At 70.9% G+C, this 24,713-nt stretch carries 21 protein-coding genes and 1 tRNA gene; 8 read left to right on the plus strand and 14 right to left on the minus strand.

All coding sequences use genetic code 11. The annotated features are described in order from the left end of the window. Positions 1-354: 354 nt before the first annotated feature. Entirely contained in the window at positions 355-966 is a 612-nt protein-coding gene (locus ACIP5W_RS09080) for a DedA family protein (protein WP_401469038.1), read from the plus strand. A gap of 601 nt (positions 967-1,567) precedes the next feature. Continuing rightward, complete coding sequence (locus ACIP5W_RS09085; RefSeq protein ID WP_382792708.1) at positions 1,568-1,912, plus strand: hypothetical protein; 345 nt, start codon at positions 1,568-1,570, stop codon at positions 1,910-1,912. Between the two features lie 75 nt (positions 1,913-1,987). Here ACIP5W_RS09085 and ACIP5W_RS09090 read toward each other — a convergent pair. Further along, positions 1,988-2,062 (minus strand) — tRNA-Val (locus tag ACIP5W_RS09090). A gap of 300 nt (positions 2,063-2,362) precedes the next feature. On the opposite strand from ACIP5W_RS09090, the gene ACIP5W_RS09095 reads away from it, so the two are divergent. Next, positions 2,363-3,736, plus strand: a complete 1,374-nt coding sequence (locus ACIP5W_RS09095) for a hypothetical protein (protein WP_401469041.1) — start codon at positions 2,363-2,365, stop codon at positions 3,734-3,736. A gap of 125 nt (positions 3,737-3,861) precedes the next feature. Beyond that, on the plus strand, positions 3,862-4,509 hold the full coding sequence (locus ACIP5W_RS09100) for a DUF4383 domain-containing protein (protein WP_401469044.1): 648 nt from the start codon (positions 3,862-3,864) through the stop codon (positions 4,507-4,509). A gap of 25 nt (positions 4,510-4,534) precedes the next feature. On the opposite strand, the gene ACIP5W_RS09105 is transcribed toward ACIP5W_RS09100, so the two are convergent. From ACIP5W_RS09105 to ACIP5W_RS09115, 3 genes are all read right to left on the minus strand, one after another. Further along, the gene (locus ACIP5W_RS09105; protein WP_401469047.1) at positions 4,535-5,695 is read right to left on the minus strand and encodes an amidase domain-containing protein; all 1,161 of its coding nucleotides are present in this window, start codon (positions 5,693-5,695) and stop codon (positions 4,535-4,537) included. A 161-nt stretch (positions 5,696-5,856) separates the two neighbouring features. Continuing rightward, a complete protein-coding gene (locus ACIP5W_RS09110) occupies positions 5,857-7,140 on the minus strand; it encodes a hypothetical protein (RefSeq protein WP_401469050.1) in 1,284 nt (427 codons plus the stop codon). Positions 7,141-7,187: 47 nt separating this feature from the next. Further along, positions 7,188-9,392: a transglycosylase domain-containing protein gene (locus tag ACIP5W_RS09115; RefSeq protein ID WP_401469745.1), complete on the minus strand. Its 2,205-nt coding sequence runs from the start codon at positions 9,390-9,392 to the stop codon at positions 7,188-7,190. A gap of 288 nt (positions 9,393-9,680) precedes the next feature. Here ACIP5W_RS09115 and ACIP5W_RS09120 point away from each other — a divergent pair, with 288 nt between their 5' ends. Then, a complete protein-coding gene (locus ACIP5W_RS09120; RefSeq protein WP_401469053.1) occupies positions 9,681-9,893 on the plus strand; it encodes a zinc ribbon domain-containing protein in 213 nt (70 codons plus the stop codon). A gap of 47 nt (positions 9,894-9,940) precedes the next feature. Here ACIP5W_RS09120 and ACIP5W_RS09125 read toward each other — a convergent pair whose 3' ends face one another. Genes ACIP5W_RS09125 through ACIP5W_RS09135 form a run of 3 tightly spaced genes read right to left on the minus strand, consistent with a single transcriptional unit; the run spans position 9,941 to position 14,451 of the window. Further along, positions 9,941-10,750: an HAD family hydrolase gene (locus ACIP5W_RS09125; RefSeq protein WP_401469056.1), complete on the minus strand. Its 810-nt coding sequence runs from the start codon at positions 10,748-10,750 to the stop codon at positions 9,941-9,943. Next, complete coding sequence (locus tag ACIP5W_RS09130) at positions 10,750-13,251, minus strand: phosphoribosyltransferase (RefSeq protein ID WP_401469058.1); 2,502 nt, start codon at positions 13,249-13,251, stop codon at positions 10,750-10,752. Before ACIP5W_RS09130 ends, ACIP5W_RS09125 begins: the two co-directional genes overlap by 1 nt. 33 nt (positions 13,252-13,284) lie before the next feature. Continuing rightward, positions 13,285-14,451, minus strand: a complete 1,167-nt coding sequence (locus ACIP5W_RS09135) for an HpcH/HpaI aldolase/citrate lyase family protein (RefSeq protein ID WP_401469061.1) — start codon at positions 14,449-14,451, stop codon at positions 13,285-13,287. Between the two features lie 214 nt (positions 14,452-14,665). Between ACIP5W_RS09135 and ACIP5W_RS09140 the strand changes: the two genes are divergently transcribed. After that, positions 14,666-15,430, plus strand: a complete 765-nt coding sequence (locus tag ACIP5W_RS09140) for a TerD family protein (RefSeq protein WP_401469064.1) — start codon at positions 14,666-14,668, stop codon at positions 15,428-15,430. 76 nt (positions 15,431-15,506) lie between these two features. Here the strand turns inward: ACIP5W_RS09140 and ACIP5W_RS09145 are convergent, their stop codons facing one another. From ACIP5W_RS09145 to ACIP5W_RS09170, 6 genes are all read right to left on the minus strand, one after another. Further along, positions 15,507-16,244, minus strand: a complete 738-nt coding sequence (locus ACIP5W_RS09145) for a Tellurium resistance (RefSeq protein ID WP_401469067.1) — start codon at positions 16,242-16,244, stop codon at positions 15,507-15,509. Positions 16,245-16,373: 129 nt separating this feature from the next. Beyond that, positions 16,374-17,519: a DUF475 domain-containing protein gene (locus ACIP5W_RS09150; protein ID WP_366057770.1), complete on the minus strand. Its 1,146-nt coding sequence runs from the start codon at positions 17,517-17,519 to the stop codon at positions 16,374-16,376. An 80-nt stretch (positions 17,520-17,599) separates the two neighbouring features. Continuing rightward, on the minus strand, positions 17,600-18,175 hold the full coding sequence (locus ACIP5W_RS09155; RefSeq protein ID WP_398093714.1) for a TerD family protein: 576 nt from the start codon (positions 18,173-18,175) through the stop codon (positions 17,600-17,602). Positions 18,176-18,297: 122 nt separating this feature from the next. Beyond that, the gene (locus ACIP5W_RS09160; protein WP_401469070.1) at positions 18,298-18,873 is read right to left on the minus strand and encodes a calcium homeostasis/redox stress adaptation protein; all 576 of its coding nucleotides are present in this window, start codon (positions 18,871-18,873) and stop codon (positions 18,298-18,300) included. 196 nt (positions 18,874-19,069) lie between these two features. After that, on the minus strand, positions 19,070-19,528 hold the full coding sequence (locus tag ACIP5W_RS09165; protein WP_363086979.1) for a peroxiredoxin: 459 nt from the start codon (positions 19,526-19,528) through the stop codon (positions 19,070-19,072). Between the two features lie 200 nt (positions 19,529-19,728). Next, the gene (locus ACIP5W_RS09170; RefSeq protein WP_057583034.1) at positions 19,729-20,166 is read right to left on the minus strand and encodes a DUF3052 domain-containing protein; all 438 of its coding nucleotides are present in this window, start codon (positions 20,164-20,166) and stop codon (positions 19,729-19,731) included. Positions 20,167-20,556: 390 nt separating this feature from the next. Here ACIP5W_RS09170 and aceE point away from each other — a divergent pair, with 390 nt between their 5' ends. Together aceE and ACIP5W_RS09180 are read left to right on the plus strand one after the other, a co-directional pair. Further along, a complete protein-coding gene (gene aceE / locus ACIP5W_RS09175; RefSeq protein ID WP_401469075.1) occupies positions 20,557-23,289 on the plus strand; it encodes a pyruvate dehydrogenase (acetyl-transferring), homodimeric type in 2,733 nt (910 codons plus the stop codon). Positions 23,290-23,389: 100 nt separating this feature from the next. Beyond that, the gene (locus ACIP5W_RS09180) at positions 23,390-24,154 is read left to right on the plus strand and encodes a potassium channel family protein (protein ID WP_401469078.1); all 765 of its coding nucleotides are present in this window, start codon (positions 23,390-23,392) and stop codon (positions 24,152-24,154) included. A gap of 139 nt (positions 24,155-24,293) precedes the next feature. On the opposite strand, the gene ACIP5W_RS09185 is transcribed toward ACIP5W_RS09180, so the two are convergent. Beyond that, positions 24,294-24,599: a small hydrophobic protein gene (locus ACIP5W_RS09185; protein ID WP_401469081.1), complete on the minus strand. Its 306-nt coding sequence runs from the start codon at positions 24,597-24,599 to the stop codon at positions 24,294-24,296. Positions 24,600-24,713: the final 114 nt, after the last annotated feature.

Genomic DNA, 24,713 nt, shown 5'->3' on the forward strand with positions numbered 1-24,713 from the left:
CCGCGACCGCCGCGACCGCCCCCACGACCGCCACCGCGCCCACGGCCCTCACCGCCGCCCCCAAGCCCGCGCCCCCCGCCTTCGCGGCCGCTGTCCCCCCCCCCCCCCCCCCCCCCCCCCCCCCCCCCCCCCCCCCCCCCCGGCCGCCCCCCCCCCCCGCGCCCCCCCCCCCCCCCGGGGGCGCGGACGGACCGCACTCGTGTGAACACGCCATGGTGAACACACGAGCCCCCCGTGAAGCTCCTGTCACACCTCGGGCGTACGCTGTATGGCTGTCATTGGCCGCACCTGCCGCTCCCCCGCGACACAGCGGCACGGTTCAGCCGCACGGGGGAGACGACGGGGAGTTTCGCGGTGTTCGAGAGTGTGGGGGCGTTGATCGGCGCCCCGTGGATCTACGCGTTGGTGGCCTTGTCGGTCCTCCTTGACGTGTTCCTGCCGGTGCTGCCCAGCGGCGTGCTCGTCATCACGGCGGCGACGGCCGCGGCCGCGGGATCGGGGGCGGCGACCGGGCGGCTGCCGCACGAGGTGCCCGACATCCTCGCGCTGATCCTCTCCGCTGCGACCGCCTCCGTCCTCGGCGATCTGGCCGCCTACCGCCTCGCCCGGCGCGGCGGGGCACGGCTGGACCGCGCGATCTCCCGTTCCCGGCGGCTGACCACCGCGCAGGAACGTCTCGGCCGGGCCCTCGCCGAGGGGGGCGGCGCACTCGTCGTCCTGGCCAGGTTCGCACCGGCCGGCCGGTCCGTCGTCTCGCTCATCGCGGGCGCCGCACAGCGCCGCGTCCGCGACTTCCTGCCCTGGTCCGCCCTGGCCGGCCTCTCCTGGGCCGCGTACAGCGTCGCCCTCGGCTACTTCGGCGCGCACTGGCTCGGGGCGACCTGGCTGGCGACGGGGGTGTCCTTGCTGGCCCTGTTCGCCGCGGGCTCGGGAGCGGCGTACCTGATGCGCCGGCCGCCGGCGTAGCCGCCGGGGCCCGGCCCTCGCTCTCCCCCGGAGGGGGCACCCCCGGACGGAGCCCGTCCTCGTCGCCGGACGGACACGCAACGCGGGAGAACCGGCCGTCCTGCGGCTGCCTGCCCCCTGCTCTCGGCTCCGCTCGAGCGGGGGGCACCCCCTCCAGGGCTTCCTCTGCCTCACGGTGCACGGCACCGGGCCACGCGCCCTGATCGGGCGTCGCCGGGGCAGGGACCCCTGAGCCGGGCCGCTGCCGGACCGGGACCACGGCCGGACCCCGCGCCATCTTGACCCGACGGTCTCGCCGCTCCCGGCCAGCACGACCCGGTACATCTGTCCCGAGTCCAGCTCCAGATAACGCCGGTGACGGTCGGTCAGTTGCGCCGCCGACTCGGGGCCGCCCAGATGATCCGTCATCTCCGGACCGTTGTTCCGCTCCAGCAGCCAGAAGTCGTCCTCCGCCCAAGGCGCCAACCGCACTTGCCGCACACCGGTGACATCCATGCCGCCGCCGTAGGACAGGGTCCGACAGCGCTCCTTGGTTCATTCGAACGAATGAACCACCTTGAGAAACTCGCGACTCAAATTCGAACAGGCGTACCATTGCCGTGTGGCTACGACCTATGACTTTCCCAGCGACCTGCGCGCCGGTCAGGAGGAGCTGCATCAGGTCCGGACCGAGTTGTCGGCCCTGCTGAAGCGGCTGCCCTGGTCGGTCGAGCCGCTGGACGGCTTCAGCGACGACGGCGGCTGGCGCAAGGTGGAGCGCCCCGCCTCCCCCGGCTGGACGGCCGACGAGCAGGCCGAGGTGGAGAAGCTCCGCCGGCGCGAGCACGAGCTGGCCGTGTTCGTGTCCGGCCACCGCTTCTGGGCGGAGGTGGCCGCCGCCGACCGCGTGGAGGCCCGCATGCGCCTCAAGCACGCCCACGAGGCGCCGCCCGACGAGGAGGCCTAACGGGCAGGGTGCGGCGCGCGCCCGTGACATGCGAGAGGGTCCCCGGGGAAATCCCGGGGACCCTCTCGCACTGCCTGGTGGGCGCGGGCGGTTTCGAACCGCCGACATCCTGCTTGTAAGGCAGGCGCTCTACCCCTGAGCTACGCACCCAGGACGAGTCGACAGCCTACATTGCCCGGGGCCGTGCCTCGCAAACCCGTATCGGCGGCGAAGGACGCGGGCGCGGGTCTCCTCGCGCCGGACCGGCGCGCACACGCGGGACCGGCGCGCACACGCGGGACGGCTCGGCTCGGCTCGCCCGGACCCGGCGGCCGTACCGGAGCGGATGGGGGTCGTCACCGGCGACGGGAAAGTCGCCGTGCGGATCGCGAACCAACCGCCCCGTGTGTTCGTCGTCAACCGGTGGGAGAATGACTCCGGGCAGGGCGGATCACAGCACGGGAGAGGGATGTGACGGCGACACCAGCGCAGCCGTACTCGCCGTCGTTGCCGCGCGTGCGCCCGCGGGCGTTCGGCGACGCCCTCGCACTCGCCGCCCTTCCCCTCGCCGCCGTCCTCCTGCTGCCCGCCGCGTTCGCCGGGGGTGGCACCCGCCGCTGGTTCGGCGGACGGGCGGAGAGCCAGCGGGCGGAGGCCCAGGCCGCGAAGGACGCCGCGGCGGCCGCGTTCTACGAACTGGACACCGCGCAGCGGGATCTGCGGATCTCGATCGAGACGATCACGGCGGTCGACGCCTCGCCGGCCGCCCGGCGCGCGGTGGCCGACTTCGAGGCCCTCGGCCGGCGCATCGACGAGGCCAGCCACCAGTACATCCAGGCCGTCGACGCCCACGACCTGGACCGGGACGACCTGGAGGCCGCCACCGCGGCGCGGGCGCGCGGTGAACTGACCCGCGCGAAGGACGAACTGGTCCGCGTCAAGGGCGAGCTGGACCGTTTCACCGACGGTCTGGGGCCGCTGCTGGGCACGGCGGAGACCCAGCTGGCCCGGCTGGCGCCCGCCGTGGAGCGGGCCCGCCAGAGCCTGCTGGCCGCGTCGAACGCGCTGGACGCCGTCCGGGAGAGGGGACTGAAGGCGGACGATCTCGCCGCCCGGCTGGCCGCGCTCGCCCCGGAGCTGACCAAGCTGAACCAGGGCGCGGGGCAGCACGGCGTGCCGGGCACCCTGGAGCGCGCCGAGCGGGTCTCCCGCGAGGCCGGGGCGGTCCGGGCGGAGGCCGATCGGCTGCCGGAGAAGGCCGCCGAGATCGACCACCGGCTGGTGTCCCTGCGGACGCGCGCGCAGGCGCTGACGACCCGGTCGGGGCAGGTCGAGCCGATCCTGAGCGAGCTGCGCCGGCGTTTCACGGCGGCCTGCTGGCAGGACCTCCAGCACGTCCCCGACCAGTCCGTGGAGCACGTCCGGCAGGCGGAGGCGAAGCTCGCCGAGGCGCAGAGCGCGCGGGACGCACAGCGCTGGCCGGACGCCACCGCGCTGCTGTCGACGGCGCGTGCCCTGCTGAACTCCACCGACGAGGCCGTCTCCGCCGCCGGTGACCGTCTGACCAGGCTGAACGCCGTGCAGAAGGACCCGCGGCAGGAGATCGAGCGGACCCGCTTCGCGATCCGGGACGCGCAGCGGCTGGCGATGGCCGGGCGCAACACCCCGGACCCGCGGGACGCGCGGCCGCTGGACGAGGCGGTGGCCCGGCTGGAGCGGGCGATCGCCACCCTGGAGGGCCGCCACCCGGACTACTGGCACTTCCTGACGGAGACGGAGGCCGTCCGGCACACGGTGTCCGGCGTGGTGTCCAGGATCCGCGAGGACCGCGGCGCCGGGCACTGAGCGCGGCCCGGGCTCCGTCGCTGCCGTGGCCACAGCCGTGGCCGGCGTTGCCGTCGGCGCGTGTCGGGCGGATATTGGAGGTGCGTACGGCTCGGCTCGCGCAGCGCTTCCGGAGGGAGGCGGAGATGGCCACCCACCTCATGCACTCGGGGACTCGGCGACGGATCAGACTGGACGACCACCTGCCCGTCGATCACCGCCTGAACATGGTCTACCGGATCGGCGCCGGTCTGATGGGCGTCGGGCTGATCGTCTTCGGGATCTTCGGCATCCTCGACCGGGTCGGCTTCTTCGACACCGGCGGGGACACCGTCTGGAGCCTGAACACCAACGGCGCGCTCAGCTGGCTTTCGGTCGGCGTCGGTCTGCTGCTGCTCGTGGGCATGGTGATCGGCGGGAACTTCGCCTCCACGCTGAACATGACTTTCGGCGTGCTGTTCGTGGCCAGCGGCTTTTTGAACATGGGGCTGCTGGAGACGGACTACAACTTCCTGGCCTTCAAGATCCAGAACTGCATGCTCAGCTTCGTGATCGGCATCCTGCTGCTGGTGTTCGGGATGTACGGCAGGGTCGGATCCGCCCTGCCGCACGACAACCCGTACTGGCGGGCCCGTCACCCCGACCTGGTCGAGGACCGGGACCGCCGGCAGGAGCGCCGGGAGCAGCTCCCGGCGGAGCACCCCGAGGCGCCCCGGATCACGTCCGGGGAGGCGCCCGGGGAGACGCCCGGGGAAGCACCCCCGCGGACGTCCCGGCCCGGTCAGGGCCCGTAGGGGACCTGACCGGGTGCCGCATCCGTCAGGTGCGGTAGGCGTAGTACGCGGCGGTCGGGTACGACGCGATGATGCTCGCCACCGACCTGCTGTAGGTGTTGGTGGAGTGGTACGTCACGTACGGCACGCCCTGGCTGCGGGACGTGACGATCATGGTGTGGTCCTTGGAGCCGTCCTTGTCGAAGTCGACCTGGAGGACGTCGCCGACGTCCAGCTGGTAGACGTTGGCGAGGGGGGTCGTCCGCTTGGAGTTCTGGGCGAACCAGGACCACTCGTTGACGCCGACGAACGAGTGCGACTGGATGTCGGCGTTGCCGAACCACTTGGTGTAGTCGTACACGTAGCCGGGGACGTGCTTCCAGCCGCCCGCCTTCAGCGACTGGCTGACGAAGTTGGTGCAGTCGCCGCCCGCGCCCTGCCCGTTGAAGTTGGGGTAGGCGGGGTTGTAGTTCGACCAGTACTGCTTGGCGTAGGCGGCCATGGCCTTGTAGTCGAGGCCGCTGGCGGTGAAGTTCTTCGCGTTCGCCGGGCCGGGGTACGTGGTCGACGCCTTGGGGGCCGACGGCGTGGTGCTGGTGGTGGTGGCCACCATCGGCGCGACGGACGGCTTGGCGGTCTGGTTCACCGCGAGGCCCTCGTCGGTGTCGCGGATGCCGGTGAGCTGCCAGTTGCCCTGCCGGTCGGCGGTGAACGTCAGCTCGTGGTGGGCCTGGAAGCCGGTGGCCTTCGGCTCGTCGCCGCGGACCTTCTCGTAGGTGAGGGTCGTGGTCTCGGTGACCGCGACCTTGGCCTTGCGGCCCTTCACGTTCGTGGCGTCCAGGGTGACGGTGGTGCTGCCCTTGCTGTACTTCTCGCCGAGCTGGGCGAGCCGCTCCTTGCGCTGGTCCAGCGAGGACAGCGCGGCGTCCTCGGCACGGTTCTGCTTCGACGACAGCTTGACCCGGCCGGAGAAGCCGTCGGTCAGCGGCTTCCCGTGCTTGTCCTGCTTGCCGTCGACCAGGGCTTCGGTGCGGTCGGTGAAGACCGCGTCGGCGAGGCGCTGGAAGGTGGCCTTCGTCTTGGCGTCCACCGTGGGGTCGTCGACGACCGCCGCTCCGGCGCTCCAGTTGGGCAGCAGGGCCACTCCCGCGACGACGGAGGTGGCGGCCGCCCCGAGTATCGCGGCGCGGCGCCGCGTACGGCTCAATTTCCTTGACTTCACTGATGCTTCCCCTCTTGCCCCGGCGGCTGGATGCCGGGGTAGCGCATCTTTGCATGCCGTGTGTGGCTCGTGTGAAGAGGGGGCGGCAGTCCGGGCACGGGAGTTATAGGACCGTCACTGCACAACGCCGTCCCGTGTCGACCCGGTTACTGGACGACGGTCGACCAGTCCGGCGACTGGGCGGGGTCGAGGGTGCGCAGCCGCTCCAGGGTGGCGGGCGTCTGCACGTCCATCCAGTCGGCCAGTTCCTTGAAGGACACGCACTTGACGTCCTTCTTCACGCACACGGTCTTGATGACCTCGTCGACGGCCTTCATGTAGATGCCGCCGTTCCACTCCTCGAAGTGGTTGCCGATGAACAGCGGGGCCCGGCTGCCGTAGTACACGCGGTTGAAGCCGGCCATGTAGGTGTCGAGGGTCTCCTGCTGCCACTTCGGGTACTGGGCGGGGTCGCCCTCGGTCTCGCCCTCGGACTGGTTGTAGAGGAAGTTGAAGTCCATGGACAGGCCCTGGTACTTGCCGCCCTCGTAGGGGAGCATCTGGAGCGGGAAGTCCCAGATGCCGTTCTTCTTCGCGGGCCAGATCTGGAAGTCGCCGGCCGAGCTGGCGTCGTAGCGCCAGCCGTAGCTCTTGGCGGCCTTCAGCAGGTTGGCCTGGCCCTCCAGGCAGGGGGCGCGGCCGCCGACGACCTCCTTCTTGAAGTCGAAGGGCAGCGGGTCCATGTCGGTGTAGCCGGTGTTCGTCTTCCACTTCTCGGCGAAGCCGAAGAACTGGTCGATCTCGCTCTTCCACTCCTCGACGCTCCAGTCGCCGCCGCCCTTGGCGCCGCAGAAGTGGCCGTTGAAGTGGGTTCCTATCTCGTTGCCCTCCTCCCAGGCCTTGGCGAGGTCCTCCAGGGTGGTGCGCACGTGCTCGTCGGTGGGGAAGCTGATCGCCGCGGACCCCTTGGGGTGCTGCGGCGGGCTGTAGAGGTCGGCCTTGCTCTTGGGCAGCAGGTAGATGCCCGTGAGGAAGAACGTCATGTGCGCGTTGTACTCCCGCGCCAGCTCCCGGTAGTGGGTGAACAGCCCGTCGTCGCCGGCCAGGGCGCCGTCCCAGGAGAAGACGACGAACTGGGGCGGTTTCTCACCGGGCTTGAGCGGTACGGGCTTGAGGCCGCCCTTCTGGGGGCCGGTGTACGAGGTGGAGCCGTCCCCGAGGACCTTGGTCCTGCCGTCCCACTCCGGTTCCTCGCCCGGCGACGCCGTCGCCTTGCCCCCCTTGCCGGCGGAGGCGGTCGGCGCGGTGTTGTCCGTGCGGCTGAGCACCAGGTAGCCCGCCACCAGCGAGGCGACGACGAGGAAGGCCGCCAGGCTCAGGAAGCCCGGATGGGCGGCGGCGGGACGGTTCGTTGCCCGGGCCTTGCGGCGGCGGCCCGACGGTGGCGTCATGTGCGGCTCATTCTCGAGGGGTTCGGGGACTGCGGTGCGGCCTGGGGTCAGCCGAGCGGGCTCATGGCTCTGGACCAGATGCCGTAGGGGACGCTGTCGTCCGCTGTGCCGTCGATGCCCTTCAGCGGCAGCGGTTCGAGACTCTTCGCCAGGTCGATGCGGTAGACGACGACCGCGGTGGAGACGGCCTTGTGGGTGCCGACGTACCAGGCGGCCTTGTCGTCCTGGGTGGTGCCGGCCTTCCCGGCCACCTGGGCGCCTTCGGGTGCCGCGCCGGGGTGGGCGGTGCGGAAGGCGTCGGTGAGGGCGGAGGTGACCTCCTCGGCCGTGTCGGCGCCGATCGCGCGGGCAGGCCTGGGAAGGGCCAGCGGGACCTTGGTGCCGTTGTGGGTGACCTGCCGCACGGAGTACGGCTCGGTGTGCTTTCCGGCGGCGGCGAAGGTGGAGTAGCCGCTGGCCATGCGGATCGCGCTGGGGGTGGAGCTGCCCTGGGACAGCGCGGGCACCTGTGCGCCGAGGCTGGAGGGAAGCAGTCCGGCCGCCTCCGCGGTGTCGCGCACCTTGTCCAGGCCGGTGTCCATGCCGAGCTGCATGAACGGTGTGTTCACCGACAGGGCCAGCGCCCGGTGCAGGGAGATCTGCCCGTAGGACTTGTCCTTGTCGTTGCTGGCGGCGACCTTCCTGCCGCTGCGGTCCCAGTACGGCCCCTCCGGCGTGGTCACCGGCACGTCGTCGTCGCCGTCGTAGACGGACTCCCCGGTGACCGGGGTGGCCTCGCCGTCCCGCGTCTTGTGGACGCCGTGCTCCAGGCCGGCGGCGTAGACGAAGGGCAGGAAGGCGGAGCCGGCCGGGACGGTGGTGGCGTTGGACTCGTTGTAGCCCTGGGTGCGGTGGTCGGGGCCGCCGTAGACGGCGAGGATCCGTCCGTCGGCGGCCACCGAGGCGGCGCCGTAGTGGGCGGTCTTCGCGTTCTTCGGGTCGTCCTTCAGGGCCTTTGCGCGGGCCTTGGTGACGGCGTCCGTGAGCTGGGTCTCGCGGTCCTTCTCGAAGGTCGTGTAGATCTGGTAGCCGCCCAGGTCGAAGTCCTTTTCGCTGATCCTCGCGGACTTCTTGGCGTACTGGGAGGCGAGTTCGACGAGGTAGTCGCTCTGTTCACCGGTGTCGTACAGCGGATTGCTCTTGAGCGGCTCGGGGAACTTCGTGTACGTGGCCCGCTCGGCCCTGGAGAGTTTGCCGATGGTGACCATCCGGTCCAGGGTCCACGTCCAGCGTTCCACGGCACGGGCGCGGTTGGTGCTGCTCAGGGTGGGGTCGTAGAGTCCGGCGCCCTTGAGCAGTGCGGCGAGGAAGGCCGCCTCGCTGGCGTTCAGCTCGCTGACGTCCTTGCCGTAGTAGGCCTGGGCGGCGCGCTGGATGCCGTAGGTGCCGCGGCCGAACCAGCTGGTGTTGAGGTAGCCCTCCAGGATGTCGTCCTTGCTCATCTGGTTGTCGAGCTTGAGGGCGATCATCGCTTCGGTGAACTTGCGCCGGACCGTCTGGTTCTGGTTGAGGTAGACGTTCTTGACGTACTGCTGGGTGATCGTGGAGCCGCCCTGGGTGTCGCCCTGGCCGATGGTGCGGAACAGGGCGCGGCTGAGGCCCTTGAAGGAGATGCCGGGGTCGCTGTAGAAGCTCTCGTTCTCGGCGGCGAGGACCGCCCAGCGGACGTCCTCGGGGATGTCCTTCAGCGGCATCGCCTGCCGCTGCACCCAGCCGGTGCGGGCCATGGGGGTCCCGTCGGCCCAGAAGTACACGTTGTCCTGCTGGGTGGCGTAGGTGTTGAGGTTGTCCGGGACGTCGGTGGCGGCGTAGGCGACGACCAGGAAGAGGGTGCTCAGGCCCAGGGAGGCGAGGACGCCTCCGAGCGACTGCCGCCAGGAGGGTATCCAGCGGCGCCAGTCGGTGCGGCCGGGCCGCGGGTACTGCGGGCGCATCCGGCGCGCGTACGGGGCGAGGAAGGCCGTGATGCGCGTCACGTACGGGGCGAGGAAGGCGACGAGGGGAGCCAGCCGGGGGCCGACTGCGGCGGTGAGCCGGGAACGCACGGAGGGGCGGGGGGCTTTTCTGCCCTTCCGCCGGTCTCTCGATATGGAGGATTCACGAGGCGAGCCCGGTATGTCCGGCCCGTCCGCACTGCCCGGTATGCCCTCCGGAGGCACCCGCAGCTGCATGGTCTCGTCCGCCTTGAAAGAGGCGGGAACCTTCAACTGCATGGTGGCGTCGGCCGGCTCCTGGGGCTCCTCCCCCTGCCCCGCCTGGGTCACGATGTCTCCCTCCGCACTAGGTGTTGCTCGCGTAGGCAGACGTACAGACGTACGAGGGTCTGACATGGTTGCCGTCGCGGCGGCAGCAAACCCTGAATCCCCCAACCTCGCGGTTCATCGCGGCGCCCTCAAATTACCAGCGCCCTTCGCAAGTTCTCCACATAAGAAATCGACAGAAGTGAACCCTGTCGAAACAGTGGGAGCCGCCACCTGGCATACAGGGATTAATCTGTCCGCATGCCTCGCTACGAGTACCGCTGCCGGACCTGCGGCGACACCTTCGAACTGAGCCGCCCCATGGCGGAGTCCGCCGCGCCCGCCGACTGCCCCGCCGGTCACGACGACACGGTCAAGCTTCTCTCCACCGTAGCCGTCGGCGGTACGGTCTCCGCCCCCGCGCCCAGGGCGGGCGGCGGGGGCGGCTGCTGCGGCGGGGGCTGCTGCGGCTGACCCCCGGGGCCCGTCGCCGCCCTGCGGCCCGATCCGGACGACAGGCCCTACTTCTCGCGGACGCCTTTCAGGAACTCCCGCAGGATCCGCTCCCCCGCCAGCACCCCGCGCTCGGGCAGCGCCGTGACCTGCGGCGCCGTCCAGGCAGCCTCGTGCAGCTCGCCGTGACCGGGGCGCCAGCCCCGGTCCGACGCCAGCAGCAGATCGGCGTCGAGCAGGGAGTCACCGGCCGTCAGCGTCAGCTCGGCGCCGGTGCGCCGGGCCACCTCGCGCACGGCCGCGCTCTTGGTCAGCGGCTTGGGCACGGCGTAGATCTTGCGGCCCTGGAGCGACACGGTCCAGCCGCGGTTCTCCGCCCAGGCCGCCAGCTCCTTCACCCACTCCTCGGGCAGCAGCTCGCGCTCCACCACCAGGTAGGCGAACAGGTCCTCGGCGATGCGCTCCTTGCGCAGCCAGAGCGGGTCGGCGAAGGCCGCGAGGTGCGCCTGCACCTCCGCGAGCGGCGCGCACTCGTCGGCCAGCCGCGCGCTCACCACGGCCTGCCAGTCCGGGTCGGACACCCCGTCGACCAGCAGATGCCCGCCGTTCGCGCAGATCGCGTAGGCCGGCGGCGGACCCGGCAGGTTGATGCGCTGGTACTGCTTGCGGGTCCGGGTGGTCGTCGGCACGAACACCGCCGCGTCCCCGAGATCGGTCAGCAGCTGCGCCGCCGTCTCCGTCATGTACGACAGCGGACGGCTCTCGTGCACCTCCACGCACAGCAGCCGGGGCGCCCGCGGGTCCGGCATGGTCAGTGCGAGGGCCGCCGCGGAGTAGATGAGCGTACGGTCCAGGTCGCTCGCCACCAGCACGGGCATCAGAGGGTCACCGCCTTGCCGTCGGCGCCGGTCGCGCCGCGCGTGTACTGCGGGTGGATCAGCCCCACGCAGGAGTACGGCAGGTCGCCGACCTCCTCCACCGGGACCCCGCGCTGGCCGGCGAGGAGCCGGACGTGGTCCAGGTCGGCGCCCGCCCCGGCCCGCGCCAGGATCTTCCACGGCACCCGGCGCAGCAGCACCCGGGTGGTCTCGCCGACGCCCGGCTTGACCAGGTTCACGTCGTGGATGCCGTGCTCCTCGCTGATGCGCTCGACCGCCGCCCAGCCCTCCCAGGTCGGTGTGCGGTCGGCGGCCAGCAGTTCCTTCACCGCCCCGTCCACGGCGTCCGCGACCTCCGGGAAGCGGGCCGAGACGGCGTCCAGGAAGGCGCCCGACACGTCCGCGCCGGCCAGCTCGCGGTAGAACTTCGCGCCGTGGAAGTCGTCCGGGCCGACCAGGTCGGCGCGCAGCACGGTCCGCGATATCAGGCCGGACACGGTGGAGTTGAGACAGGCGGACGGGATCAGGAAATCGTCCCGGGTGCCGTACGTCCGCACGCAGGATCCCGGGTCGGCCAGCACCGCGATCTCCGGGTCGAAACCGGCCGCGCCGCCCGCCGCCTCGAACTCCTCGATGGCCACCGCCAGTTCACGGGTGATCGCGCCCTTGCCGGTCCAGCCGTCGACGAAGACGACGTCCGCCGGGTCGTGGTGCCGGGCCAGCCAGCGCAGCGCGTTGGCGTCGATGCCCCGGCCGCGGACGATGGACACCGCGTAGTGCGGCAGCTCCAGGCCGTGCCGGTGCTGCGCCCAGCGGCGCATCAGCACGCCCACCGGGGTGCCGGCGCGGGCCAGGGAGACGAGCACCGGGCGGGGGGACCGCTCGGCGATCACCAGTTCCGTCACCGCGCCGACCGCCTGCGCCAGCCGGGCCGCGGACGCCTCCAGGGCCGTGTGGAACAGCGCCTGGTACTGCTCGCTGGGCTGGTACTCCACCGGCAGCGACTCCGCGTAGTGCGCGCCGCCGCTCTGGATGGCCTCCTCGCGCTCCTCGGTCGGCGCCTCCAGCGTCACGTCGGAGAGGTCCTGGAGCAGCCAGCCGACCTCCTCGGGCGCGTACGAGGAGAAGGCGGGACCACGAAGGGGGTCGGGCAGCACGGCGGGCCTTTCGGGTACGTACAGCGGCTCGGGGACGTAACTGGGCACGACCGCGAGGACGACGTGCGGGGTGTGCGCGGCGAGCCGGTCGAGGAGGCCGCCGGGGGCGTGCAGCGCCGGGGTGTCGGCGGCGGAGTCGACGACGGCGACCACGGCGTCGAAGCCGGCGCCCGCGACGTTGTAGGCGTAGCGCTCGCCGGGGCCGTCGGCCGGGTCGTCGTGGGCGGGGAAGACGATCCGGCTGCGTATCGCGTAGCCGGGGTCGTCGACCGCCAGGACCGGTGAGCGGGTGGTGGTGGAGAAGCGCACCTCGGCGGCCAGGACCTGCTCCAGCTCACGGGCCAGCCGCAGCGGCGCGTACATCAGCTCCTCGAAGCCGAGGACGTGCACGCGGCGCGCGCCCTCGGGAAGGGCCTCGGCGAGCCGTGCCGCCATCGCGGGCAGGGCGTCCTCGAGCCGGGCGCGGTGCTGCGGGGTGAAGCCGTGGCGGCCGCCGTCGGGGAGGCCGCGGGGCCAGCGCAGATCGACGCGGGTGGGCCGCGGCCGGGTACGGCCGTCGTCCGGGTGGCCGCCGGTGGGGACCGGTCCCGCGCCCCCGGCCGAGCCGTCCCGCGGCTGCGCGGAGTCCGGCTCGTGGCGCGCCACCAGTTCCCGGCCCTTCTCCAGCACTCCTTCCGGGAGCCGGACCGTGCCCGAGGCCGCCGTCACCAGGTCGACGCGGGCGCCGATCTCGCGGGCGAAGGCCTCCAGGCGTCCCGCGTCGGCCGGGGAACGCATGTCGACGAGGGCGACGACGACGTACCGGCGGCGCGGGTAGCGCTCGTGCAGGTCGCGGATGGTGTTCAGGACGGTGTTGCCGGTGGAGAACTCGTCGTCGACGAGGACCAGCGGGCCGTCGCCGACCAGGAGCGCCGGGTCCTCCGGCAGCAGCAGGTGGGAGGTGGCGTGCGAGTGGGACTCCTCGAAGCCGCCCGCCGGGACGACACCGGGGACGGGGCGCCGGGTGGAGTGCAGGTAGGGCGCCGGGCCGACGCCGTCGGCGACGGAGTGCCCGAGACCGGTGGCCGTCTCCGCGTACCCGAGGACGACGGCCTCGGCGGCCTCCTCGCCGAGCAGCTCCGCCACCCGGCGGCCCAGGGCGAGGCCGTGGCCGTACACCACCGACGGCGACTGGGGGACGTGCTTGCCCAGCACGTGGGAGACGAGCAGGTGGGCCCGCTTGGGGTTGCGGCGCAGGGCCAGCCCCAGCAGGCCGGTCAGACTGTCGTCGCCCACGAGCCGGACGCCGAGCCGCTCGGCGACCCAGCTCCCGGACCAGACCCCGTTGTTCACTGCGTTGTTCATGCGTCCCTATGTCGTGAGGAGGTGGGGCGAGGTTCAGCCGGGTATGCCCGCGGCCAGCAGGTCGACGAAGCTGACGTCCTCGTGCGCGACGCCGAAGACCTCGGCGCGCAGCATCGTCCGCTCGGCCCAGGCCCGGTGCGGCTTCACCTCGTTCATCTTGTTCGTGTACGCCGACCTCATCACGCCCCCGCCGCCGCGCTCCGGCCGCAGGATGTCGGCCGCGTCGCTGTACTCCTCGTGGCTGACCACGGACAGTGCGTGCACGGCCGGTACGTGCGAGGGGTGGATGCAGGTCTTGCCCAGCAGTCCGTTGGCGTGGTCGAGGGAGATCTCGCGCAGCAGTCCGTCCATCGCGTGTTCGATCAGTTTCTCACGCAGCTCGACGGCCTGGCCCTCCAGGAAGGGGCTGTGCCGCAGCATCGGCTTGAACATGCGCTCGGGGACGCGGAAGTACTCCCACACCGGGCCGGTCACCGTGAACCCGGTGCCGTCCGCCCGCCCCAGCATGTTCACCACGTCGGCGATCACGGAGGCGACGATCTGGACGTCGTAGGCGGTCATGTCGGGCGCCCGGCGCAGGCCGTAGGAGGAGCAGAAGTCGGTGACGCCGAGGCGCAGCGCGAGGACGCGGCTGCGGTACTTCTCGACGGCGCGGGCGATGCCCTCCAGGGCGTCCACCCGCGACTCGCGGTACATCAGCTCGGGCGTCTCCAGGACGGGCATGCCGAACAGCCGGCGGCCGCTCGCCAGCTCGGCGGCGGCCAGGGCCTCCAGGAAGGGGATGCCGCGCTCCTCGGTGAACTTCGGGAACACGAACCCGCTGAGCAGCCGGACCGCCGGGCCGAGGCGCCGGACCAGGTCCGGGATCTGCTCGGGGGTGCGGACGCGGATGAACAGCAGCGGCGGCTCCACGCCGGGGCGGGCGGCCAGGTCGGTGAACTGGCGGACGAGGTTCTCCTCGCCCTGCGCCACGTCCTCGTCACCGATGGAGTCCTCCAGGCAGAGCACCATGGACACCACGCCACGCCCGGTCTGCTTCAGGATGTCCTCGGCCAGCCGGGGCCGGGTGGCCGGACTGTAGAGCGTGGCCCCGAGGGCGGCGGACAGCGTCCGGGCCGGCGAGTCCGTGTCGAACGCACACGGCTCCCGGTGGAACAGGCGCTGTCGCACCTCAGGGGCAAGGTGCCCGAAATGACGCATATATCTCCCCCGTGGTGCAAGTCGAGCGCGTGGATTCGGCAAGAGGTGGCCGGTAATAGTACGTAGAGACCCATGTCATGGGTTCCCGCCGGTCATGAATTTCAGGTAACGCGGAGCGACACAACCCGGCACGGTCCGGCTTCGTCCGCTACGGACCACCGGTTGCCGTGTACCCGCATTGTCGTGAGCAGAACCGAGAGGGCAGGATGAGCGCATGACGCACGCGATGCTGAAAGGGTCGAACGTCCCGCTGAAGACCACCACGGTGCGGGCCGTGCTGCGCTGGACACCCGGGCAGGGGGTCCCGGACGTCGACGCCTCCGCGCTGCTCCTCGGCCCCGAGGGTCGTGTGCGATCCGACGAGGACTTCGTCTTCTACAACCAGCCCCGGCACCCCTCCGGGAAGGTCTGGCGGCTCGGCAAGAAGCGGGGCGCCGAGGGCCTCACCGACACGATCCAGACGGATCTGGCCGGCGTCGAGTCCGACGTCAGCCAGATTCTGCTGGTCGCTTCGGCGGACGGCGTCGCCTTCGACCGCGTACGGGCCCTCAGCATCCTGCTGTACGACGCGGCCGTCGAGGGGGAGCCGCTGGCCACCTTCGACATCCGCCCCGAGACCGGCGAGGAGACCGCGCTGATCTGCGGCGAGCTGTACCGCCGCGGGGAGGGCTGGAAGTTCCGGGCGCTCGGCGAGGGCTACTCCAACGGCCTCAAGGGCCTCGCCACTGACTTCGGCATCTCCGTCGACGAGTCGGAGGAGGCCGCCGACGCCGAGGCGGGCTCCACGGCCGGCGTCTCCCAGCCGCTGCCGCCCGAGCAGCCCACGACGGCCGTCCCGCAGCAGCCCGCCGCGGCCTACGGCTACCCGGCCTCCCTGCCGACGTACGGCTACGGCTATCCGGACGCCCAGCCGGCCGGGGCGGCCCCCGCCGGGGAGTTCCGCATGCCGCCGCAGGGCCCGCAGTTCATCGGGCGGTGAGGGCGGCGCGGACCGCGGGGGCGGCGGGGGCGATGCGCGCGCCACGCGCGGCCGGGGCGGCCGGGGCGGCCGGAAGTCAGCGTTCCGCCTTGGTCTTGTAGCCCCGCCCCCACTGCAGTCCCCATCCGTACAACCGGTCCAGCTCGCCCTGGAAGCCGTACACGAACCGCACCTCGCGCCGGACCACCAGCTCCCCCTTCACGTTCTCGATCATCACCACCGCGCACGAGCGGGCCTGGGGGTGCCGCTCGTCGAGGCCTATCTCGATGCGCGGCCCGTTGCTCGGGTAGAGCGTGACGACCGCGTGCGTGCGGTCGAAGGCCGGCGTCTGGTCGTAGATGTAGACGAACACCAGCAGCCGCTTGATCTCGTCCCGGTGGTCCAGGTTGACGTACATCGTCTCGCCGGACGCCGACCCGAACCGGTCGTCACCGCTCAGCTTCACGTACGGCGCCGCGTTGATCTCGCCGAGCAGGCCGCCGAGCGGCTGGACGACGCCCTTGGTCCCGTCCGCCAGCTCGTACAGGCAGCCCAGGTCCAGGTCGACGTTGACCATGCTCTGGCTGTGCCCGATGACCTCCGGCGGGCGCAGCGCCTTGAAGGGGTGGCGCAGCAGGCTCTCCCGCGAGGAGCCGCCGAAGTCGGAGGTGCGCATCCGCCAGGCCAGGTTGACGCGCAGGTGCCCGGTGGCGGCGCCCTGCTTGGTGAGCGAGACCTGGCTGTGCCGTTTGGTCAGCTCTATCGCGTTGCTCGCCGCACTGCCCGAGTCGAAGTCGGCGGCCCGACCCGGCCGGAGTCCGTCGAAGAAGCCCATTACCGCCCCCAAGTTCCACGCCCGAAAAACGTCTGACCGCACAGTCCCCCGGAAACGACCGGCGGGACGGCACCGAGGACTCGTCCTCGACGACCGCCCCGCTCAGAGCGTTCCTCACCGGGAAGCTGATCACACTCCCGACGAGACCTCGGTCTTCTCGTCCGAGCCCGCGTCTCCCCCGGCCGCCGCCAGCGCCCGGTTGCGGCGCACGGAGGACCAGAAGGACCAGGCGATCAGCAGGACGCCGACGAGGCCCGTGATGACCTCGTGGATCTCGTACTGGATGGTGACGAGCAGGAGCACGGCGAGGGCGCCGATCGCGTAGTGCGCGCCGTGCTCCAGGTAGACGTAGTCGTCGAGGGTGCCCTGGCGGACCAGGTAGACGGTGAGCGACCGGACGTACATGGCGCCGATGCCGAGGCCGAGGGCCATCAGCACGATGTCGTTGGTGATGGCGAAGGCACCGATCACGCCGTCGAAGGAGAAGGAGGCGTCCAGGACCTCGAGGTAGAGGAACATGAAGAAGGCGGCCTGGCCGGCCAGGAGGACCGGGGACTTCTTCTTCCCGGTGCGCTTGGCCTCTTCCTCCTCCTCGTGCTCGCGTTCCTCGTCCTCCTCGAGCTTGTCCTCGAAGTAGCCGGAGAGACCGCCCACGATCATGTAGGTGATCAGGCCGCCGATGCCGGAGAGCAGGACGGTCTCGGCCTTGTCGACGTGTGCGCCGCCGTGCTGGTGGGCGTGGGTGGCGAAGGTCATGGCCGAGACCAGCAGGACGATCAGGGCGATGCAGACCGACAGCATGTCGACCTTGCCCAGCTTGGCCAGCGGGCGCTCCAGCCAGCCGAGCCACTTGATGTCCCGGTCCTCGAAGATGAAGTCCAGGAAGATCATCAGCAGGAACATGCCGCCGAAGGCCGCGATCGCGGGGTGCGCGTCGGTGACCAGTTCCTGGTAGCGGTCCTTGTCGGTCAGGGCGAGGTCGACGGCCTCGATCGGGCCGAGCTGGGCGCTGATCGCGACGATCACGACGGGAAAGACCAGCCGCATGCCGAAGACGGCGATCAGCACGCCGACGGTGAGGAAGATGCGCTGCCAGAAGGCGTTCATCTTCTTCAGGATTCCGGCGTTGACGACTGCGTTGTCGAAGGACAGCGAGATCTCGAGGATGGACAGGATCGCCACGACACCGAAAGCGGTCCACCCCCCGTAGAACACCGCTGCGACGAGGCCGAGCGCGGTGACCGCGAACGACCACCCGAAGGTTTTCAGAACCACTGGTTACCCAATCCTGTCTCTGGGCCCCGGTCCCCCCAAGCCAAACCTGGGGGTGGGTTTCCCCCGCGCCGTACGCGGCTTTACGAAACGTTGACTCCGAAGTCTAGAGCGATGCCCCGAAGTCCTGACGCGTACCCCTGGCCCACCGCACGGAACTTCCATTCGCCCTGGTGACGGTAGAGCTCGCCGAAGATCATGGCCGTTTCGGTGGAGGCGTCCTCGCTGAGGTCGTACCGCGCGAGCTCCTGGCCGTCGGCCTGGTTGACGACCCGGATGAAGGCGTTGGCGACCTGGCCGAAGGTCTGGCCGCGCTCGTCGGCGAGGTGGATCGAGACGGGAAAGACGATCTTGTCGCACTGGGCGGGCACCTTGCCGAGGTCGACGAGGAGCGACTCGTCGTCGCCGTCGCCCTCACCGGTGAGGTTGTCCCCGGTGTGCTCCACCGAGCCGTCGGGGCTCGTGAGCTGGTTGTAGAAGACGAACCACTCGTCGCCCATGACCCGTCCGCCGGTGCACAGCAGCGCGCTGGCGTCCAGGTCGAAGGGGGCTCCGGTGGTGGAGCGCGCGTCCCAGCCGAGGCCGACCATCACCTGAGTGAGGTTCGGCGCGACCTTGGACAGGGAGACGTTTCCTCCCTTGGCGAGCGTGACACCCATGTGCTGGTCCTCCCCTTGGTCGTGCTTCTTCGGTTGTCCTGCGCGTCCGGCGCCGCCCGTAAACGGTGCGGCGCCGGACGAAGCCGTCAGGTCATGGGAGACGGCGTCCCGGGGGGATCGGCTCAGACGTTGACGCCGAAGTCCTGCGCGATGCCGCGCAGGCCCGAGGCGTAGCCCTGGCCGATGGCCCGGAACTTCCACTCCGCGCCGTGCCGGTACAGCTCGCCGAAGACCATGGCGGTCTCCGTCGAGGCGTCCTCGCTCAGGTCGTACCGCGCGATCTCCGCCTCGCCGGCCTGGTTCACGACGCGGATGAACGCGTTGCGCACCTGGCCGAAGGACTGCTGGCGGTTCTCGGCGTCGTAGATCGACACCGGGAAGACGATCTTCTCGACCTCGGCCGGTACGGTCGCGAGGTTCACCTTGATCTGCTCGTCGTCGCCCTCGCCCTCACCGGTGATGTTGTCGCCGGTGTGCTCGACGGAGCCGTCGGGGCTCTTGAGGTTGTTGAAGAAGACGAAGTTGGCGTCGCTGGCGACCTTGCCGGAACTGTTCAGCAGCAGCGCGCTGGCGTCCAGGTCGAAGTCGGTGCCGGTCGTGGTGCGCACGTCCCACCCCAGACCGACGATGACCGCGGTCAGGCCCGGGGCCTCCTTGGTCAGCGAGACATTGCCGCCCTTGCTGAGGCTGACTCCCACGAGTCCTCCATTGGTGTCCGGGGGCGGGGAGCCCCTCGTGCGTCGGATATCGGATCAACGATTCGATCCTAGTGAGGGGTTCCCGCCCCCCGCAGGCCCTGGAGCCGAAGAATCACCGGGTGTCGGCCCCGGCCCGGCACCGGATGCGGGGCGACCGGGGCGACCAGGGCTGCCGGGGCGACCGGGGCTGCCGGGATCAGAGCGCGTCGAGCGCCGAGACGTAGGCACCGAGGTCGCGGGCGTCGGGCAGCGCGTTGACGACGGTCCAGCGCACGACGCCCTCCTTGTCGATGACGAAGGTGCCGCGCACCGCGCAGCCCTTGTCCTCGGCGAAGACCTCGTAGGCGCGGGAGACCTCGCCGTGCGGCCAGAAGTCGCTCAGCAGCGGGTAGTCCAGGCCTTCCTGCTCGGCGAAGACGCGCAGGGTGTGGATGGAGTCGTTGGAGACGGCGAGCACCTGGGTGTCGCGCTCGGAGAACTTCGGCAGGTTGTCGCGCACCTCGCACAGTTCGCCGGTGCACACACCGGTGAAGGCGAAGGGGTAGAAGAGCAGGACGACGTTCTTGCTGCCGCGGAAGTCGGACAGCTTCACGGAGCGGCCGTGGTTGTCCTTGAGTTCGAAGTCGGGGGCCTTGTCGCCGACCTGGATCGCCATCGTCTGGAACCCTTTCCTGGGGCTTCGCCGGAGCCGGTTGCGGCATTCGGGTGAGAACCCGCCCGGAACGCCGGGAACCACCCTACGCAGCGGCCGCCACGCACCGATGGACGGGCCGATGGGGAATCGGCCCGTCCACGGGCGTCGAGAGGTCGTCGCGGGTCTCCGCTACCTCGACGAGGTCGCTTCGGGGGACGAGGTCACTTCTTGGACTTGGCGGCCTTGGGCGTCACCAGCCGGCTGCCGCTCCAGTCCTTGCCCACGCTGACGCTCTTGCTGGCCGACAGGCCCGCCGTCGTCGCGGCTTCGGAGATGTCGCTCGGTTCCACGTACCCCGTCCGGCCGGTCTTCGGCGTCAGGAGGAGGATCGAGCCGCCTTCTTCGATGTACGTGGTGGCGTCCACCAGCGCATCCGTCAGGTCGCCGTCATCGTCGCGGAACCAGAGCACCACGGCGTCGGCAACGTCGTCGTAGTCCTCGTCCACCAGGTCGCTGCCGATGACTTCCTCGATGGACTCGCGGAGCTCCTGATCGACGTCGTCGTCGTAGCCGATCTCCTGGACCACCTGCTCGGGCTGGAACCCCAGCCTGACGGCAGGGCTCGTCCGCTCCTCCGCGTGGTCCGCGGTCGCGCTCACGGGTTGCCTCCTGATCATGTTTCGGGAATAACTCAGCCACGCGCGTGCGCGAAGCATTGGCCGTAGTCCACACGGGCGGGGCGGATCGCGCAAGTACCCGGCGGTTCGGACCGCCGAAACGGTGACGATCCCGGCGGTGTCGCCGCAACTCCAGGCACGCGATCGGGACGGTAGGTGACGTGCACCACACCTATGTGCCCCGTTTGCGTATTTGAGAACCATCCAAGGGTACGAGACTCGGACGGGTGCCGGTTACCTCGGGGTAGAGATGACGTTTGCGGCGCCTAGGTACACGATGGGGGCGGTGCAGGTACTGGAGAACGAACGGGACATCAGCCTCCCGCACCTCCCCCCACAGCCCCACAGCCCCTCTGACAGGTAAGGACCAGCGTGGCTTCCGGATCCGATCGCAACCCGATCATCATTGGCGGCCTTCCGAGTCAGGTTCCTGACTTCGATCCCGAGGAAACCCAGGAGTGGCTCGACTCCCTCGACGCCGCAGTGGACGAGCGCGGCCGGGAGCGGGCCCGCTACCTCATGCTGCGCCTGATCGAGCGGGCCCGCGAGAAGCGCGTGGCCGTGCCCGAGATGCGCAGCACGGACTACGTCAACACCATCCCCACGCGGGCCGAGCCGTTCTTCCCGGGCAACGAGGAGATCGAGCGGAAGATCCTCAACGCGACCCGCTGGAACGCGGCCGTGATGGTCTCGCGCGCGCAGCGGCCGGGGATCGGCGTCGGCGGCCACATCGCCACGTTCGCCTCCTCGGCGTCGCTGTACGACGTGGGCTTCAACCACTTCTTCCGCGGCAAGGACGAGGGCGACGGCGGCGACCAGGTCTTCTTCCAGGGGCACGCCTCCCCCGGCATCTACGCGCGCGCGTACATGCTCGACCGGCTGAGCGAAGAGAACCTCGACGCGTTCCGCCAGGAGAAGTCGAAGGCGCCGTACGGGCTGTCCTCGTACCCGCACCCGCGGCTGATGCCGGACTTCTGGGAGTTCCCGACCGTGTCGATGGGCCTCGGGCCGATCGGCGCGATCTACCAGGCGCGGATGAACCGCTACATGCACGCGCGCGGGATCGCCGACACGTCGAAGTCGCACGTGTGGGCCTTCCTCGGCGACGGCGAGATGGACGAGCCCGAGTCGCTCGGCCAGCTGACCATCGCCGCCCGTGAGGGCCTGGACAACCTGACCTTCGTCGTCAACTGCAACCTCCAGCGGCTCGACGGCCCGGTGCGCGGCAACGGCAAGGTCATCCAGGAGCTGGAGTCGGTCTTCCGGGGCGCCGGCTGGAACGTGATCAAGCTGATCTGGGACCGCACCTGGGACCCGCTGCTCGCCCAGGACCGCGACGGCATCCTCGTCAACAAGATGAACACCACCCCGGACGGCCAGTTCCAGACCTACGCCACCGAGTCCGGCGCGTACATCCGCGACCACTTCTTCGGCGACGACCACCGGCTGCGCGCGATGGTCGAGGGCATGACCGACGACCAGATCCTGCACCTGGGCCGCGGCGGCCACGACCACCGGAAGATCTACGCGGCGTTCAAGGCGGCCGTGGAGCACACCGGCCAGCCGACGGTCATCCTGGCGAAGACGGTCAAGGGCTGGACCCTCGGGCCCAACTTCGAGGGCCGCAACGCCACGCACCAGATGAAGAAGCTGACGGTCGACGACCTCAAGGGCTTCCGCGACCGGCTCCACCTCCCCATCTCCGACAAGGAGCTGGAGGGCGGCGCGCCGCCGTACTACCACCCGGGGCGCGACTCCGAGGAGATCCAGTACATGCACGACCGGCGCAAGGGGCTCGGCGGGTACGTCCCGACCCGGGTCGTGCGCGCCCGGCCGCTGCCGCTGCCCGACGACAAGACGTACGCGTCGGTGAAGAAGGGTTCCGGCCAGCAGTCCATCGCCACGACCATGGCCTTCGTGCGGCTCCTCAAGGACCTCATGCGGGACAAGGAACTGGGCAGGCGGTTCGTGCTGATCGCGCCGGACGAGTACCGCACCTTCGGCATGGACTCGTTCTTCCCGAGTGCGAAGATCTACAACCCGCTGGGCCAGCAGTACGAGTCGGTCGACCGTGAGCTGCTGCTCGCGTACAAGGAGTCGCCGACCGGCCAGATGCTGCACGACGGGATCTCCGAGGCGGGCTGCACGGCCTCGCTGATCGCGGCCGGCTCGGCGTACGCCACGCACGGCGAGCCGCTGATCCCGGTGTACGTCTTCTACTCGATGTTCGGTTTCCAGCGCACCGGTGACCAGTTCTGGCAGATGGCGGACCAGTTGGCGCGCGGTTTCGTGCTGGGCGCGACCGCCGGCCGTACGACGCTGACCGGTGAGGGACTCCAGCACGCCGACGGGCACTCGCAGCTGCTCGCCTCGACGAACCCGGGCTGTGTGGCGTACGACCCGGCGTTCGGCTTCGAGATCGCGCACATCGTCCAGGACGGCCTGCGCCGGATGTACGGCCCGGACAGCGAGGACGTCTTCTACTACCTGACCGTCTACAACGAGCCGATCCGGCACCCGGCCGAGCCGGAGGACGTGGACGTCGAGGGCATCCTCAAGGGCGTCCACCGCTTCAGCCGGGGCACCTCGGGGTCGATCCCGGCGCAGATCCTCGCCTCGGGCGTGGCCGTCCCCTGGGCCGTGGAGGCGCAGCGGATCCTCGCCGAGGAGTGGGACGTGCGCGCCGACGTCTGGTCGGCGACCTCGTGGAACGAGCTGCGGCGCGAGGCCGTCGAGGTCGAGCGGCACAACCTGCTGCACCCGGAGGAGGAGCAGCGCGTGCCGTACGTGACGCGCAAGCTGACCGGGGCGCAGGGGCCGTTCGTGGCCGTCTCCGACTGGATGCGGTCGGTGCCGGACCAGATCGCGCGCTGGGTGCCGGGGCGCTACCAGTCGCTGGGCGCGGACGGCTTCGGCTTCGCGGACACCCGTGGGGCCGCGCGCCGCTTCTTCCACATCGACGCGCAGTCGGTGGTGCTCGCGGTGCTGACCGAGCTGGCCAAGGAGGGCAAGGTCGACCGGTCGGCGCTGAAGCAGGCCATCGACCGGTACCAGTTGCTGGACGTGGCGTCGGCCGATCCGGGGGCGGCGGGCGGCGACGCGTAGCCGCCGGTCACGACCGGACGGACAAGCCGGACGGACAAGCCGGACAAGGGCGGCGGGCCTGAGGGCCCCGCCGCCCTTGTCCGTTCTTTACGATGCGGGCATGGATCAGCAATCGGTGCGGGACCGGTGGGAGCGGTGGACGCGGCGGCCGCTGCCGGCACTGGCCGTGGTGTTCGCCGTCGCCTACGCCGTGCCCATCGTGCACACCTCGGCCGGACCGTCGCTGCGGTCCGCGTGCACCTGGACGGAGTGGGGGGTGTGGGCGGCCTTCGCCGTGGACTACGCCGTCCGGCTGGCGCTGGCGGAGGAACGCCGCGCGTTCGTCCGTACCCACTGGCTGGACCTGTTCGCGGTGCTGCTGCCGCTGATCCAGCCGCTCAGGCTGCTGCGGCTGGTGTCGACCCTGCTGCTGGTGGGACAGCGGGCCCGGATGGCCTCGCAGGTGCGGCTGACGACGTACGTCGCGGGTTCCGTGGCGGGGCTGCTGGTCTTCGGCTCGCTCGCGGTGCTGTCGGTCGAGCGGGAGTCCCCGGAAGGGAACATCCGGACGCTGGATGACGCCCTGTGGTGGTCGTTCACGACGATGACGACCGTGGGATACGGGGACCACGCGCCGACCACGGGACTGGGGCGGATGATCGCCGTCGGGCTGATGCTGTCCGGGATCGCGCTGCTGGGTGTGGTCACCGCGAACATCGCCGCGTGGTTCATCGAGCGGTTCGAGAAGGACGACCGGGAGGAACGCGAGCACACGGAGGCGATCCGCGTCCTCACGGACGAGGTGCGCGCCCTGCGGGCGGAGGTGGCGGCCCTGCGGTCCCGTCCAGCCGACCCGGTGGGCGAGAAGAGCCCGTCCGGCGTCTGAAGGCGGGCCCGTTCCGGCCGAAGCGGGGGCCTGCGGGCCGAAGCGGGAGCCTGCGGGCCGAAGCGGGAGCCTGCGGGCCGCAGTCGCGGGCCCGGGGCGGGGCGGCGGGGGCGAGGACGCCCCCGCGGGCGCCCTCACCTCACAGCAGTCCGTTGCCCGTCATCCCCGCGCCCGCCAGCCACACCAGCGCGAGCAGGGTGTCGATCGCGCCGAGGACCACGGCGACCAGGGCCGGCACCGGGCGGGGGCCCGCCCAGCTGCGGCCCATGGCCAACCAGCCGCAGACGATCGCCGCGGGGCCGAGGACGATGCCCAGCGCGAAGAATCCGGCGACCGCGCAGACCAGGCCGATGATGCCGAGCGTCGCGCTGTCCGGCCCTCCCCCAACCTCGAATCCGCTCGGTCGGGGGTGCCTTCGCGTTCCGTGTCCGAAGCCGGCCATCATCAACTCCCTTGATCCTGGGGCTGCTTCGATGGTCCGGGTACCCCCCTGACGCTGGTTATGCAGTGACCGGAGACAGGCACGGGCGCGCCGTCCCCCTCCGGCGGCGCGCCGCGG

The organism is Streptomyces sp. NPDC088766 (assembly GCF_044750845.1).
GTDB lineage: Bacteria > Actinomycetota > Actinomycetes > Streptomycetales > Streptomycetaceae > Streptomyces.

Excerpts from the sequence above, each read along its gene's own strand:
- ACIP5W_RS09100 (WP_401469044.1), top strand. The coding sequence starts at position 3,862 with ATGGCCACCCACCTCATGCACTCGGGGACTCGGCGACGGATCAGACTG.
- ACIP5W_RS09110 (WP_401469050.1), bottom strand. The coding sequence starts at position 7,140 with ATGACGCCACCGTCGGGCCGCCGCCGCAAGGCCCGGGCAACGAACCGT.
- ACIP5W_RS09115 (WP_401469745.1), bottom strand. The coding sequence starts at position 9,392 with ATGCAGTTGAAGGTTCCCGCCTCTTTCAAGGCGGACGAGACCATGCAG.
- ACIP5W_RS09120 (WP_401469053.1), top strand. The coding sequence starts at position 9,681 with ATGCCTCGCTACGAGTACCGCTGCCGGACCTGCGGCGACACCTTCGAA.
- ACIP5W_RS09125 (WP_401469056.1), bottom strand. The coding sequence starts at position 10,750 with ATGCCCGTGCTGGTGGCGAGCGACCTGGACCGTACGCTCATCTACTCC.
- ACIP5W_RS09130 (WP_401469058.1), bottom strand. The coding sequence starts at position 13,251 with ATGAACAACGCAGTGAACAACGGGGTCTGGTCCGGGAGCTGGGTCGCC.
- ACIP5W_RS09135 (WP_401469061.1), bottom strand. The coding sequence starts at position 14,451 with ATGCGTCATTTCGGGCACCTTGCCCCTGAGGTGCGACAGCGCCTGTTC.
- ACIP5W_RS09140 (WP_401469064.1), top strand. The coding sequence starts at position 14,666 with ATGACGCACGCGATGCTGAAAGGGTCGAACGTCCCGCTGAAGACCACC.
- ACIP5W_RS09145 (WP_401469067.1), bottom strand. The coding sequence starts at position 16,244 with ATGGGCTTCTTCGACGGACTCCGGCCGGGTCGGGCCGCCGACTTCGAC.
- ACIP5W_RS09155 (WP_398093714.1), bottom strand. The coding sequence starts at position 18,175 with ATGGGTGTCACGCTCGCCAAGGGAGGAAACGTCTCCCTGTCCAAGGTC.
- ACIP5W_RS09165 (WP_363086979.1), bottom strand. The coding sequence starts at position 19,528 with ATGGCGATCCAGGTCGGCGACAAGGCCCCCGACTTCGAACTCAAGGAC.
- ACIP5W_RS09180 (WP_401469078.1), top strand. The coding sequence starts at position 23,390 with ATGGATCAGCAATCGGTGCGGGACCGGTGGGAGCGGTGGACGCGGCGG.
- ACIP5W_RS09185 (WP_401469081.1), bottom strand. The coding sequence starts at position 24,599 with ATGATGGCCGGCTTCGGACACGGAACGCGAAGGCACCCCCGACCGAGC.